We start from the raw sequence: 13,536 nt of genomic DNA, 5'->3' as shown, positions 1-13,536 counted from the left end.
GCGCGGTGCATGACCGCGCGCCGGTACGCCGGACCACCCCGCGTCGGCGGAGAGAAGCGCGGCCGATCCGCTGATGCCCACCTGGGCACTGAACCACCCCCGCGTCGGCGGGGAGAACTCGTCCAGCTCTCGGTCTCCGACGCGGCCGTCGAACCACCCCCGCGTCTGCAGGGAGAACGTCGCTGGTCAGCCCGTAGTGCGGGTCGTTTGCGAACCACCCCCGCGTCGGCGGGGAGAACCTCGGACTGTCCGGCGTGCAGATGTACGCCAGCGAACCACCCCTGCGTCGGCGGGGAGAACGGCCGAATCTGCAGGACCCAGTGCCACCCCGACGAACCACCCCCGCGTCGGCGGGGAGAACCACGTGGCCGGTCAGAGCCCGTGCCGGACCTGCGAACCACCCCCGCGTCGGCGGGGAGAACGACGAGGGGCTCGCGCTCTCGTCCGACGTGCTGGAACCACCCCCGCGTCGGCGGGGAGAACGTAGGCAAGCGCCAACCAGCGCTCCTGAATCAGCGAACCACCCCCGCGTCGGCGGGGAGAACCAGAGCCGCGTTTTGTGGGGCATTCCAGACGGCGAACCACCCCCGCGTCGGCGGGGAGAACGCGTAGATCAGGTTCGGCCCGTACCCGCGCAACGAACCACCCCCGCGTCGGCGGGGAGAACGGGGTGGTGCTGGGCTTGGGCGGGGTGGTGGGCGAACCACCCCCGCGTCGGCGGGGAGAACCCGGAGTACCTCCACCACGTCTACCCTGGCCCCGAACCACCCCCGCGTCGGCGGGGAGAACTAGCCGCGGACTCCGGTGACCTCGGTGCACCGCGAACCACCCCCGCGTCGGCGGGGAGAACAGGGTGCCGTCGCCATTCCGGCCGCCAGTTCCCGAACCACCCCCGCGTCGGCGGGGAGAACCGCGGGAGTGCCTCCGTATCAGGAACCGGAGGCGAACCACCCCCGCGTCGGCGGGGAGAACACTTCGCGGACGCCAGCCGCGTCGAGCTCGAACGAACCACCCCCGCGTCGGCGGGGAGAACACCCGGCGGACTGGGACGGCCAGACACCGCGGCGAACCACCCCCGCGTCGGCGGGGAGAACTCTTTCTGACCTGGCATTTTTTAGGGGGTTTGCAAATCCATTACTCTTTCCGGTTGGACGATGCCTGTCATCCGGATGAGCGTGAGGCCGTCAAAATCCACCGGTAAGCGGCGTCGTGTGCCTGCGGTGCGAAGTGTGTATCCCTGTTCATTGGTTGCTGGATGGATCAAGACAGCTTGGCCATCGTGGACCGTCTCGGCCACGGACGTCCACAGTTCGTCGCGGACTCGGGCGGAGAGCGTTCCGACGAAGATTCCTGGAACGACTTCCATCATCCAGCGGCTGAGCGCACCTCTGAGATGGTCGGGCACGGCGGTAGTGGCGATGACTGCCATGGAGGGCACCGTTAGTTGTCCTCCCTGCCGTAGTTGCGGCCGGCCGGTAGTGTGCCCTTTGGGATCCCAGAGGTGGACCAGCTTCACGGCGCGCGGCTCGCGCTCTTCCTCGTCGTCATCGTGTCCGTCGCCTTGAGGGGCGAGTAGCGCCTGGATGTCCCGGACTATGCGTGGCAGCAGTTTGAGAAGGCGCAGGTCGTCTCGGAACTTGCGGCGTGCGTCACGTTCCGGATCGTTGGAGTCGTGGAGTGAGAACGCGATCGGCAGTGTCGTGTCGGTCTTGTACAGGTCGGCTATGTCGTAGACGAATGAGTGTTGTTTGCCCGTGTGAACGAAGCCGAGGGCGGGTGAGCATCCCAGGGCGAGAAGTGCCGCGTGCACGATGCCGTACAGGCAGGTGTTGCCGGCAGACAGGGCCAGGTTTACCGGGTCCTGCTCCTGCCACTGCTTGGGGTCGTAGTTCCGGCGGAAGCGTCCGATGCCGTGTTGCTTGGTGAGCAGTTGGTAGAAGGCCCTCATACGCTGGCCTTCCATGCCCCTGAGGGTGTCCAGGGTGGTTTCCGGTGGGACCTCAACGCCGAAGCGCATCTGGTACATGCGCTGGGCGATCGTGAGTCGTCGCTGGGGTTCCGCGTAGGCGTGGACCTGGTGCTCGAGCCAGGTGGTGGTGAGGGAGTCGGGCAGGACGGCGGCGTACGCGCGTACTCCGCCGGATCCTGTGACGACGACGCTGGTTCCGTGCCGGGCGAGGGTGCTCATGGCCCGTGTGGTGATGGAGACGCCTGGGCCGAGGAGCAGGCAGGACAGGGCGGCGGTGGGGATGTAGACGGTGTCGGTGCGCTGCTCATTGACCCGGATCTGCGCGCAGACGCCGGTGTCGTCCTGCACGACGCGGACCATGTCGAGGTAGAGGAAGCTGAGCGAGTCGGCGATGCGCGGGAGCATGGCGAGTGTGGGGGCGGCCAGGCGGCGTCGTGCCTGACCGCCCCGGGGCTCTTGGTTGTTCATGCGGTTGCGGGTGCCAGGGTCAGCAGTCCCGCGCCGTAGGGTTTTCCCTTTCCGATGCCGCTGAGGAGGGCGTTGGTGAGGGCGTGTGGATCGGTGACGGTGGCGGTGCCGTCGTAGCGGATGAGGCTGTGGCGGAGGGGGGCTTCGTTGTCGGGTCGGCGGGCGGGTGCTGCCGGGGTGGGCAGCAGGGTAGTGAGCCGGAGCCCGGCGCTTTCGGCTCGGCGTGCCCACCACTGGTCGGCGTTGGCTCCGGTGAGGGGAATGATCTTGCCGCGTTGGTTCTTTTGCGTCAGGGGAAGGCGTTCGCGTCGGCAGGGGTTGAGCGTGATCCGGTAGCGAACGGGGAGGTCGGGGCGCAGCGCGGCGAACATCGGGGACAGATCTTTGATCTGCACGTGGCCGTAGGCGGGGGGTAGGGCCCGCTCGTCCAGGTCGGCCGTCGCCTGGAGGAAGACGGTGGTGGCTTCCGGTGCGCTCTCGACACGGAAGAGGAGGCCACTGCGCGAGCGCGGGCTGTCGCCGAGGTCGTCGGGGACGAGCCGCATCAGGGTGCGGTGCATCTGGGTCGCGTCGCGCAGGTCGCGTGCGACGGCGCGGCTTTGTGGGTTCAGGCGGATTCGGGCGAGCTTGGCGGTTGGCATCATGCGGTGTACTCCGTGCTCTGCGGGCGCTCGGCGCCTGCGGCGGCGTAGTCGATCAGGCGGTCGTGCAGGGTGCGGTCGCCCCTGGGCAGCAGGCCGGCGGGCAGTTGCTCCGTGGTCCGGTACAGGTGGCGTTTGCCGTGGCTTCGGCCGTGCTGGGCGAACGTGACGGGCCTGTCTTGCACGGTCAGGGGGGTCGCGGTCGTCGACTGCCCGGCTGGTGGCCGTTCCCACAGGAAGTCCACGCTCGTGTCTGGTCGTGAGACGGGGGCTCTGGTGCGGCGGTCGTCGGTGTGGGGGCTGGTCAGGGGGACGGTGGTGAGGAGTTCGGCGACCGGGTCCACGACGTCGGATCGCAGCAGGAACGGCTCGTCAGGGGGACAGGAACGCCGGCCGAGGTAGGGCGCCCAATGGGGATGCGTCAACGCTGCGGCGAGTTCCGTGATCTGGTCGCCGGGGCCGGTGACCGCGACGTGCTGGGGCAAGTCGACCAATCGAACCGGTCCTCCCCTGCCATTGGCGCTGTCAGGCTTGGACGAGTCCTCTCTGCGGGTCCAAGAGCGTTGCCTTGCCCTTGTGCAGGTAGGGCTTGATGGCTGTGCGTGTAGTGGGCTGAGGTAGGAGAGCCAGGTCGCGTAGGCCTGGGACGTTGGACCAGTCGGCGGGCGGTCTGGTCGTGGGGTCTGCTGCGTTGAGCCACTGGCTGTTGATGGGAATGGTGGCGTTCATGATGCGGCGCAGGGTTGGGCGGTCCGCAGGGTCGACGTGTTGTGGCAGTGCGGTGCGCGGGGTGTGTTGCGTGGGGTGGAGCCAGTGGCGGCCGTCGGGGGTGAGGTAGGTGGGGAGGACTCTGGTGCTGTCGGATCCGATGCGTGTGGCGATTTCGTCGGGGTGTGCGTCGGTGTTGGTGAGGGGGTGGAGGTCTCGTACTGACGCGGGTGGGGCGATGGCGGTGAGTTCCGCGGTCGCTGTGCGCTGGGCGTCGTCGGCGATGCGGATGATGTCGTCCGCTGCCGAGAATTCGGGTCCATAGACCTGGTCGATGAGGTTCTGAACGTCGCCTGGTACGTCGATGGTGGGGGTGTCGCGGGTGGTGAGCAGGTCTCGGGTTCGGCGCAGGATCGAGGCTGGGTAGACGTTGCCCCAGTGTCGGGGTGGGAGTTGGCCGGTGGGGGTGAGGACGGCGAGGCGGGGGCTTCCGGTGGGGGCCCAGGTGGGTCGGTCGGTTCGATGGTGGCGGTGTCCGCGTCCTGCTCGCTGGAGGAGTAGCGCGAGGGGGGCGAGGTCGCTGATGACGAGGTCGAAGTCCACGTCGAGGGATTGTTCGGCGACCTGGGTGCTGATGATGACGAAGGGGCGGGCCGGTCGTGTGCCTCGGGGTCCGGTCCAGCGTTGGAGCCGTCGTGTGACCGCGGTGCGTTGGCGTGCGGGCATGCGGGCGTGCAGGAGTCGCACGAGAGGTTTCTGCCCTGGTCTGTTCCATGTGGTGGTGAGGAGGTCGTGGGTGGCTTGGGCGTCGGCGACGGTGTTGCAGACGATGAGGGCGCAGCCGCTGTGTGTCTCTCGGAGGGGGGTGAGGAGTTTGAGGATGGCGCCCGCGCGGCCTTCGGGGAGGTCGGGGTCGTGGGTGTGGCGGCTGTGGTGGAGGTCGATGGTGAGTTGGTGGGCGCGGTGTGAGCCGAGGGAATCGCTGGTGGTGACGGTGCCGGTGGTGTGGTCGGTGTAGGTCCAGCCGGGGTAGCTGGGTGTGAGGGTGGGGGTGTCGTGGTGGCCGGCGCCGTGGCGGTAGGCGTGGACGAGGGAGGCGGCGCTGTCGCCGGTGACGGTGGCGGAGAGGAGGACGACGGGTACGCCGAGGGCGCCGAGCCACTGGAGGAGCCTGAGGGTGAGTGCGTGGCCGTGGGCGTCGTAGGCGTGTACTTCGTCGATGATGACGGTTTTGCCGGACAGGCCCAGCCAGCGGAGCATCATGTGGCGGTGTGGGAGTACGGCGAGGGCGGCTTGGTCCCAGGTGCCTACGGTGATGCCGGCGAGGAGGCCTCGGTGGCGGCCGCGGAGCCATTCGGCGACGGTGCCGGGTTCGCAGGTGGCGGTGTTGAGGTCGTCGGGGGTGTAGGAGGCGTCGAGCCAGGCCATCGAGTGCAGGAGCGTGACGGGCGGCGGGGTGCGGCAGTTGGCGCGGGCGTGGTCGCGGACGCGAGCCCACATGGCATCGGTGGTGGCCATGGTCGGCAGGAGGAAAGCGAGACCTTTGGTGCCGGCGGCAGGTCCCATGACCCTTTCTGCGTAGAGAGCCGCTTCGGTTTTGCCCTCGCCCGGTGGGGCGGTGATCAGAAGGAGGCCGGCGCCGGACCGGGCGAGGCCTGGCAGGTGCTGGGTCAGGCTTTCCTGCACGGGGTGCAGCCTCTGGCCGCGCAGGTGCGGGAACAGCTCCGTGAAAGCGCGGGTTCGGCGCCAGGACGGGGGGCTGAGCTGCGCGTCGCGCAGGGCGGCGGGTGCTGCCCGCCGGGCGCGGCGGGCGTGTCCTTCCCAGTCTGCGGTGCCGTTTCGGGGCCAGCGTCGTTGGCGGGCTTGAATCCAGGGGATCTGGGATGCGAGCCAGTCGGCGAGGATGATCAGTCCTGTGGTGACGACTGCGGCAGGCCCGCGGGCGGTCCGCTTGGGTAGGGCTGGCGTTCCGAACAGGGTGTGGATGAGATGGATGAGGCTTTCGCGCTGCTCGTCCCATGCCTTGTCGCCCAGGGCGGGTACGGCGCCGAGGGGGCAGGTGAGTTCGTTGCCCTGGTGGGAGAGTGCGGGGGCGTAGGTGCCGTGGTGTCCGCTGATGAGTTGCCCGATCTGGTGGGCGGCCTGGAGGGTGGGGCGGCCGCTCAGGGGCATGCCGTGGAGGCGGTGCAGCAACTCCGGGAGGGCGAGGTGGGCTGCCCGCTGGTGGGTGGGTGTTCTGGTTTCGGCGGGGGCCGGTTCGTAGCCGGGCAGTCCGGTCACCTGGTCTGCCCCGGGAGCGCAGGTTTGGAAGCCGGGCGTGATCTTCCCGAGGTCGTGGAGGCCGGCGAGAGTGACGATGAACAGTCGGGCTTCTTGCTGGGTCAGGCCCCAGCCGTCGGCGATCACGTGGCGCTGTCTGGGGGTCAGGTAGCGCTTCCACAGAGCATCGGCCATGACGGCGGCGTCGATGGCGTGGCAGCCGGCGGGATAGGGGCTTGGTAGGCCGCGGTCCTTGGCCCAGAGCTTTGCTTCGAATGGCGCCGACACTCGGCTATCTCCGGTTTCCGAGACGGGTGGTGGCCTCGCGCCTGACCGGTGCGAGGCCACCGAAGACGGACTGCGATGTTCGGTTCAGGGCCGGTATGGGGCGATTGACAGCAGCCCCAGGCCGTAGGCCCTCCCCCGGCCGATGCCGGTCGTGATCGTCTCCCTCAACGCGATCGGGTCGATGACGCGCGCCACGCCTTCGAACCGGATGACGGAGTAGCGGACCGGTTTGGCCGAACCGCGCCGGGCCCGCACGTCGGGCTGCGGGATGTCGAGAGCGAGTTGGTTGTCCAAGCCTGCCTTGCCGGCTTGCCGCTCCCACCACTGGAGCGCTTCCTCACCGCGCAGGGGAACGCGCTTGCCTCGCTGTCCCGGCAGCGACTGACTCATCGAGGGATGGGCATCGACGCGGTACCTGACCACGCGCCCTTCGGCGGCCCAGTCCAGGAGCGGATTGAGATCGCGGTAGGCGATGTCCCGCGCGTATCCGGCGGGAAGGCCGTTGCGGTTGATGGGCAGCGTCGACTGGATCAACAGGACAGGTCCGGCCGCCTCTCGTTCCACACGGAACAGGGTGTTCGTCGCGGCACGCGGTTGAGGGCCGAGGTTGTCGGGAAACAGTGCCTGGACCCGGTTGTGGAGGCTGGTCGCGTCCGTCAGGTCCCGGTGAACGTCTCGGCTGCGTTCCTCGAGCCTCAGCTGGGCCAGCTGCACGGTCCGGGTCAGCGTTTCGGGCACCGTACTCACACGGTCACCTCCTGCCTGTATGCGGTCAGAGCGTTGATCCACTGCGTTCCCGACCCACTGTCCGGGGCGTGCGGCAGTTCACGCTGCCGCTCCCATACCGGGCGGCGGGTGAAGCCCCTTCGCGCGCCGGGGGCCGGGGTGTCTCGGACTTCCCCGTCGGGGAGGGCGCCGGGCTCGGGGGCGGTGTCGTAGACGAACGTCACCGGCTGCCCAGGCCCCCGCCTTAGCGCGCCACGGTGGATCGGGAGCCGATCCAGTTCGGCCACGGGATCCGCTACCTGGTCGAACAGGAGGATCGGTGTATCCGGGGTGCAGGAACGGCGACCCAGGAACAGGGAGAACACCGGACGACTCAGCGCGCTGCCCACGAGTTCGGTGGTACGGGCCGGCCCGGTGACCGCGACCGTGAACGCGGCATCCGTCAGATACCAACGCTCCGTCAAAATGGTTCCCTCACCGGCCTTGCGGAACTTGCCCTCCGCGGTCGGAGGCGTCAGATGCCGGGGATAGCCACCACCGATCGTATGAAAGTCCATCTCCCGCTGACCTGGCCGATCCACCCTGATCGTGTACCGCAGCTCCCCCAGATCATGGTTGGCGCTTCCCCGCGGTCGTCCCAGCGCGCACGCGAACAGACCCGTGAGACCCGACCGGGTGGGCCAGCGATGCGTCGTACGGACCTCGAACTCGGCCTCGCTGCCCCAGGACTGCACCGGCCCGGACAGGTGCAGGAGCAGCCCGCTCACGCCTGCACCTTGCTGATCGTGTCGACCATCCGCGAGACAAGCTCCTCCAAGCCCTCGACCCGCTCCCCCAGCGCCTCGAACGTCTCAGCGGCGAGACCACTGTGTGCGTGGGTGACCAAACCGCCGGTACCCAGGAAGCGGTGATGCGCCGCCGCGTGCTCGTCCAGCCGGGCCAGCGACGCGGGCACGTAACCCTGCGTACTGTCGGGAACCGCGCTCTCATAGGCTCCGACCAGGCTCACGGGACGATCAGACCGCAACGCCACGTACACCAGGTGCGGCACCGTGAACGGCGCGGTACCCGACGACTTCGCCGGCAACACGGTGGTTACGAAGGCCTTCACGAACTCGGCCGTCACCTGCAGACCCGTATTCGTGTCCCCGTCGAGGTTCCCGACGAGCTCACTCACGTTCAACGACGCGTACCGGTAGAACGTCGCCGAGGTGTACCGGTTGTCACCCATGTGACCTGCACCGGTCTCCGTACCCTCGTCTTGCAGCAGGTCATCGACCGCGGTGAAGTAGTCCAACTGCGTCCCGGCGGCATGCGTGCTCAACCCGTGCGCCATCTGCACGGCACCATCCACCGTGGAGCCGGCCTCATTGGCGAGCATCCGCCCGAACGCCGCGACCGAGGCGTTCCGCGACTGCAGAATGCCCAGGACCTCGACCTTCGGAAGGACCTTCGCCGCGTACTTCGCCAGGACGCTGCTCTCCCCGACCGCCGGCTCGTCCTCCCCGTCACCGTCCGCGGCCTGGTCCGCGTCGCTGAGCTTGCGCGTCGTCTTCTTCGCGGCCTTCTCCATCTCGGCCGTCACATCGGCCGCGGCCTGCGTGATCTCACCACGATGCTCGTTCGCCAGCTCCGCCAGCGCGTCCAGGGCGCTCTCCGGCAGGAACAGCAAGGCATTCGTGCCCTGACTGTCGGCGATGCCCAGCCCCTTCACCCCGGCCGCCAAGATGAGCATCTGCCCGGCCATCAGAGCGACATCCGCCTCCCAGCCGAGCCGCTCCAGCCGCTCCGCGACAGCCTTCGGCACACCCCGGGTCCGCACCGCACGGATCCCGGTCGCGTTCTCCACCGCGCGCCGGGTGTGACGCTTCCCGTTCTGCGACGATTGACGTGCACGCGTCACGCCGCCATAACGTGCCGATTTCGGAGCCCCCTGCCTATCGCGGTTCAGATTGGAATACGGGTAGGACTGAACGAGGTGGACATCCAGGTACAGGCTGCCGGGGGTAAGAGTCACGACGAAGTCTCCTCAGTGGTACGAACGGAAGCGGGTGCGGGAGCGTAGAAGGCGCGGGCCCATTCGATACGAACGTCCTCGGCCCACCGCGGCCAGCGAGTCAGGTCACGCAGCAACACCGGCCAATGCACCGGCACCCGCTGCGAACGCAACAGCGAGATGGCACCCGGCAGATCCCGGTACAGGTCCTCCAGGTCCAGCTGCGCGAGATACGACAGAGCATCCCCGGCGGCCTTCTGCTTCATCGCCCCGCCGGACGCCGCCCGGGCGTAGGACCAACCCATGTTCTTGCGACGGTCGGCCCGCGGAGGCACCGGCTGCGGCTTCGTACGCGCCGTCCGCGGATTCGGCGCGTCATGCACCGCGTACAGGCTCGCCACCAGCAGGAAGGGGAACTCCGCCTCCCGGGTCTGGGAGTGGGCGGGAATACCACCCGCCAGCAGCAGGTGAACATACATCTGCCACGGAGACACCAGCCCATCGGCCAAGCCCTGGCGCAGCTCGGCACGCCCACCCGAGGTGACACAGGCCCTGCGGACCGTTCGCATGAACTGCTCGTAGCGATCCGGTGGTCCAGACGCCCGCCCCGGCACCATCGCCGCCGACGGCGGCGTTTCAGCGGTCACGACTTCTTCCTTCCAGAGCGCGGATGGGTGAACGACGACCGGGCACGCGCCACCGGCAAAAGCCCCTGCGGAGAAGCCGCGGCCTCACGCGTCGTCGAATCGAAAATCTCCAGACCCAGCCCCCGAAACTGCGGCACCTCGGCCTCGTCATGCGCGATGGCCGACCAGAACAAGGGATCGGCCCGGTCCCAGAACTCCGAGGTGGCCGCATCCGCCCACGCACAGCCCTTGTCCCCCGGAGCCATCTCTTTCCACGCCGAGCGCAGCACCTTGGCCATGTCCGCCGCCGCGAGCTCGGCCGCCAGCCGCGTTCGCGCGACCCGTGCCGCACGCTGAGGATGCTGCGACGGCAGAAACGGCGCGATACTCGCGGGCGTCGTAGCCGCGTACCAGTGCTCGTCCCGGTCCTGCTTCTCCTGATGACAGCCCAGTGCTCGCACCCGCACCCCGGCCAACACCTTCAGGACGTCGGGCGGCAAGTCCGCGAACACCGACAACCAGACGGGCAGAATCTGCCCCTTGATGCCGGCCGCCGCAGGGTCCCGAGCGTGGACGAAGGCATCGAAGTCACGCAGTAACTGACGCCGCCAACTGGCCCGCACCGGACCGCCCTTGATCCTGTCGATCACAAACGGATCCCGCGCTGCCGGCAGATCGACCCGACTCCCCCACGCCACCCAGCAACCGGTCACCTCCACCCCGTCCACAGACCGAGCGAGAAGCACATGATGGGTGGACCGCCCCGTGAGCAAGCCCATCGGACCGGACACCGCCGCGGGAGCCAGCGGATCCTCGAGATCGTCCCGCTCCCAAGGCGCCAAATCAGCCCCCGCACCCTCGAAACCCGACGGCGGCGGACACGACAAGACCAGCGACGCGAACAGACTCTCGCCCAACGGATGAAACGACACCAACGCCCGCAAGGGGGCAGCCTTCATGTTCTTCGAATTCACACTCGCGTGTCGACGCTGCGCACCCAGCCCCGAAGGCCCGTAGCCACGCCACGCCAACAGCCATCCCAGAGCCTCACCGGCCGGTACAGGCTCACCCTGGGGCGTCCGGTCGAGCCACGGCTGGTTCGCACCCGACGGCCGAGGCATCACCAAACGGCCCGGCGGGGCCTGCTTGGAACACTCCTCCGCCAACCGCGGATCCTGCATGAACGGCCGCCGACCATCAAAAAGATCGAACCGCTGGAGCCACCGGTCAAAGTAGGCACCCACCGCCACCGGATCGAACCTGCCCCCGGCCAGAAGAGCATCGAACCGCTCTTCCCAATCCTCCCGGCCCAGCACATCCAGACCGCCGACCCGTACGGCCAACGCGGTCAGCAGCCGTCGCAGCATCGACTCCGCCGCAGGATTCGCCACCTCAAGATCCGCGATCAGATGCGCAGCCGATAAGGCGCTGCGTAACCCGAGCCAGACCCTTTCCCCGGGCTGAGCCCCCGGCAGGACCTTCTCCAGCTCGCCGAGCGGGGCATCCTCACGCACGGCCACCCTTAAACAGGGCCGCTCAGCCACATTCCAGGCAGGCAAAACACACCCCCAGCACATCATGAACAGGGCTCACCAACAGGTAAGTTGACGCCGAGCGGCATCACCTGTGGTCAGTGACGTTAGGAGTACAAACCCGCAGTCGGCAACCTGAACCCGACAACCCAGTCAGACTGTCAGAGGCACCCGATACAGTCCGAACGCAGGCACTCTGGCCACGCCGCGATCCGATCGCGCAAACCATTAAAAGTGCGACATAACGGTATCGCTGAATCCCTGCTGCCTAGCGTCAACAGCACTAGGTACCAAGACATCTCAGATGGGGCCCGCCGGCAGTACAGTCCATCCTGGCTCTTTGAGAACTGAACGCAATGGCCTCCGCCGAACCAGAGCGATATGCGCTTGTGGCTGACAGCTCAGGTGCAACTCCTCCGCCGACGCGGGGGTGATCCGACGATGACGTGGCGGTCGCTCGGGACGATGTTGTGCTCCCCGCCGACGCGGGGGTGGTCCGAAAGGACAGCCGTCATGACCGCGCAGCTCGGCGTTCTCCCCGCCAACGCGGGGGTGGTCCGGGCGAGGCGTACGGGCCGGGTTCGAATTTCGAGTGCTCCCCGCCGACGCGGGGGTGATCCGCCCCATCACTCCTCCCCGGAGGTGAGGGGGCCGTGCTCCCCGCCGACGCGGGGGTGGTCCGCGGCCGGGGGTCTACGTACAGGAGACCCTGTCGTTCTCCCCGCCGACGCGGGGGTGATCCGGTACCCGCACCGCAGCCCGGTTCCAGGATCCGGTGCTCCCCGCCGACGCGGGGGTGGTCCGCACACCACACCGGAGGCACGTTGTGTTCGAGAGTTCTCCCCGCCGACGCGGAGGTGATCCGAACACCGGCGGTGCGGCGTCGTGGACTCGTTGGTGCTCCCCGCCGACGCAGGGGTGATCCGTCCTCGTCCTCCCACAGCATGTCCAGCCAGTCGTGCTCCCCGCCGACGCGGGGGTGATCCGCTGTACGTCACCCCTGTGACTGGCGCAAACGCGTGCTCCCCGCCGACGCAGGGGTGATCCGTTCAGCCGGCGCGAGCGTTTCAGGACGGTCCGGTGCTCCCCGCCGACGCGGGGGTGATCCGTCGGAGGGCGCGTCCATGCGTCCATCATCCTTGTGCTCCCCGCCGACGCGGGGGTGGTCCGACCGCGGCCCGCGCCTGGCGCTGGGGCCCGGAGTGCTCCCCGCCGACGCGGGGGTGGTCCGGTGCTCCGCCGCAGGTCGAATCCCAAATGCCCGTGCTCCCCGCCGACGCGGGGGTGGTCCGCGGGCCTCGTGGAGGTCCCAGACCATGCCGAGGTGCTCCCCGCCGACGCGGGGGTGGTCCGTCGGGTCGCCCGGTCAGGTGGTGCGCCTCGTCGTGCTCCCCGCCGACGCGGGGGTGGTCCGTTGGACCGGGACAAGGCCGGCATCCTCGCTTTGTGCTCCCCGCCGACGCGGGGGTGGTCCGGGCTCCCGGGGGCGGTGATGATGAGGTGCTCCGTGCTCCCCGCCGACGCGGGGGTGATCCGGTGAAGGCGCGTCAAGCCGAGCTTGAAGCCGAGTGTTCCCCGCCGACGCGGGGGTGATCCGCTGGCGCCGACGGCGTCGATCTCCTCGATGACGTGCTCCCCGCCGACGCGAGGGTGATCCGCAGGTCCTCCTCGCTGAACGCGATGCTGTTGGGTGCTCCCCGCCGACGCGGGGGTGGTCCGCCGGTGGAGCTCCAGATCGCGGACCAGTCGAAGTTCTCCCCGCCGACGCGGGGGTGGTCCGCTCGTGTCGTAGAGCCAGCCCCTCGTGGGGTGGTTCTCCCCGCCGACGCGGGGGTGGTCCGCGCCCAGCCGGCCACGCCGCCGCCACGAGTCAGTTCTTCCCGCCGACGCGGGGGTGGTCCGCCGGGCGGGGCCATGTCGCGGGTCTTCACCGGGTTCTCCCCGCCGACGCGGGGGTGGTCCGCGCTGGGCCGCCGGCTACTCCGACTGCTCGTCGTTCTCCCCGCCGACGCGGGGGTGGTCCGGGCCGCCGCGCGGTCGGGGCGATCCTGTACGAGTTCTCCCCGCCGACGCGGGGGTGGTCCGCGCCGGAGCAGGCGCCGCTGCCACTGGTGGTGGCGGGGGTGGTCCCAGCCTCCCCGGGAGCGGCAGGGGCAGTCCTGGGTTCTCCCCGCCGACGCGGGGGTGGTCCAGCCTCGGACTCATCGACCAGCCCCTCGTCCACGTTCTCCCCGCCAACGCGGGGGTGGTCCGGCGTCCGGGAGGCCCGATCCTTGCGGACCGGAGTTCTCCCCGCCGACGCGGGGGTGGTCCGGCCGTCGGC

9 protein-coding genes, 1 pseudogene and 2 CRISPR repeat arrays are annotated in these 13,536 nt (G+C 69.0%); all 10 genes and pseudogenes read right to left on the bottom strand.

Annotation, left to right across the window (positions count from 1 at the left end):
* Positions 1-28 precede the first annotated feature (28 nt).
* Positions 29-1,094: a CRISPR direct-repeat array (repeat unit 29 nt; unit sequence CGAACCACCCCCGCGTCGGCGGGGAGAAC).
* A 20-nt stretch (positions 1,095-1,114) separates the two neighbouring features.
* The gene (cas2e, locus tag ACFYW3_RS37060; protein ID WP_389388780.1) at positions 1,115-1,369 is read right to left on the bottom strand and encodes a type I-E CRISPR-associated endoribonuclease Cas2e; all 255 of its coding nucleotides are present in this window, start codon (positions 1,367-1,369) and stop codon (positions 1,115-1,117) included.
* A 71-nt stretch (positions 1,370-1,440) separates the two neighbouring features.
* Positions 1,441-2,374 (bottom strand): annotated as a pseudogene (gene cas1e / locus ACFYW3_RS37055) (type I-E CRISPR-associated endonuclease Cas1e).
* Between the two features lie 59 nt (positions 2,375-2,433).
* Entirely contained in the window at positions 2,434-3,081 is a 648-nt protein-coding gene (cas6e, locus tag ACFYW3_RS37050) for a type I-E CRISPR-associated protein Cas6/Cse3/CasE (protein WP_389388748.1), read from the bottom strand.
* On the bottom strand, positions 3,078-3,563 hold the full coding sequence (locus ACFYW3_RS37045) for a type I-E CRISPR-associated protein Cas5/CasD (protein WP_389388747.1): 486 nt from the start codon (positions 3,561-3,563) through the stop codon (positions 3,078-3,080). The genes cas6e (ACFYW3_RS37050) and ACFYW3_RS37045 overlap by 4 nt, the downstream gene beginning before the upstream one ends.
* Positions 3,564-3,603: 40 nt before the next feature.
* Positions 3,604-6,333 (bottom strand): CRISPR-associated helicase Cas3', encoded by a 2,730-nt coding sequence (gene cas3, locus ACFYW3_RS37040; RefSeq protein WP_389388746.1) that lies wholly within the window; start codon positions 6,331-6,333, stop codon positions 3,604-3,606.
* Positions 6,334-6,417: 84 nt separating this feature from the next.
* A complete protein-coding gene (gene cas6e / locus ACFYW3_RS37035) occupies positions 6,418-7,080 on the bottom strand; it encodes a type I-E CRISPR-associated protein Cas6/Cse3/CasE (protein WP_389388745.1) in 663 nt (220 codons plus the stop codon).
* Complete coding sequence (cas5e, locus tag ACFYW3_RS37030; protein WP_389388744.1) at positions 7,077-7,826, bottom strand: type I-E CRISPR-associated protein Cas5/CasD; 750 nt, start codon at positions 7,824-7,826, stop codon at positions 7,077-7,079. Before cas5e ends, cas6e (ACFYW3_RS37035) begins: the two co-directional genes overlap by 4 nt.
* Positions 7,823-9,076 carry a type I-E CRISPR-associated protein Cas7/Cse4/CasC gene (locus tag ACFYW3_RS37025; protein ID WP_389388743.1) on the bottom strand — a complete coding sequence of 418 codons (1,254 nt, stop codon included), beginning with the start codon at positions 9,074-9,076 and terminating at the stop codon, positions 7,823-7,825. The genes cas5e and ACFYW3_RS37025 overlap by 4 nt, the downstream gene beginning before the upstream one ends.
* A complete protein-coding gene (gene casB / locus ACFYW3_RS37020) occupies positions 9,073-9,702 on the bottom strand; it encodes a type I-E CRISPR-associated protein Cse2/CasB (protein WP_389388742.1) in 630 nt (209 codons plus the stop codon). The genes ACFYW3_RS37025 and casB overlap by 4 nt, the downstream gene beginning before the upstream one ends.
* Entirely contained in the window at positions 9,699-11,195 is a 1,497-nt protein-coding gene (gene casA, locus ACFYW3_RS37015) for a type I-E CRISPR-associated protein Cse1/CasA (RefSeq protein WP_389388741.1), read from the bottom strand. Before casA ends, casB begins: the two co-directional genes overlap by 4 nt.
* 427 nt (positions 11,196-11,622) lie before the next feature.
* Positions 11,623-13,299: direct repeats of the CRISPR family, unit length 30 nt; unit sequence GTTCTCCCCGCCGACGCGGGGGTGGTCCGC.
* Between the last annotated feature and the right edge of the window lie 237 nt (positions 13,300-13,536).

The sequence above is a fragment of the Streptomyces sp. NPDC002602 genome (genome assembly GCF_042889445.1).
Taxonomy (GTDB): domain Bacteria; phylum Actinomycetota; class Actinomycetes; order Streptomycetales; family Streptomycetaceae; genus Streptomyces.
Note: the sequence above shows the minus strand (reverse complement) of the source record. Positions and strands in the feature narration are given on the sequence as shown.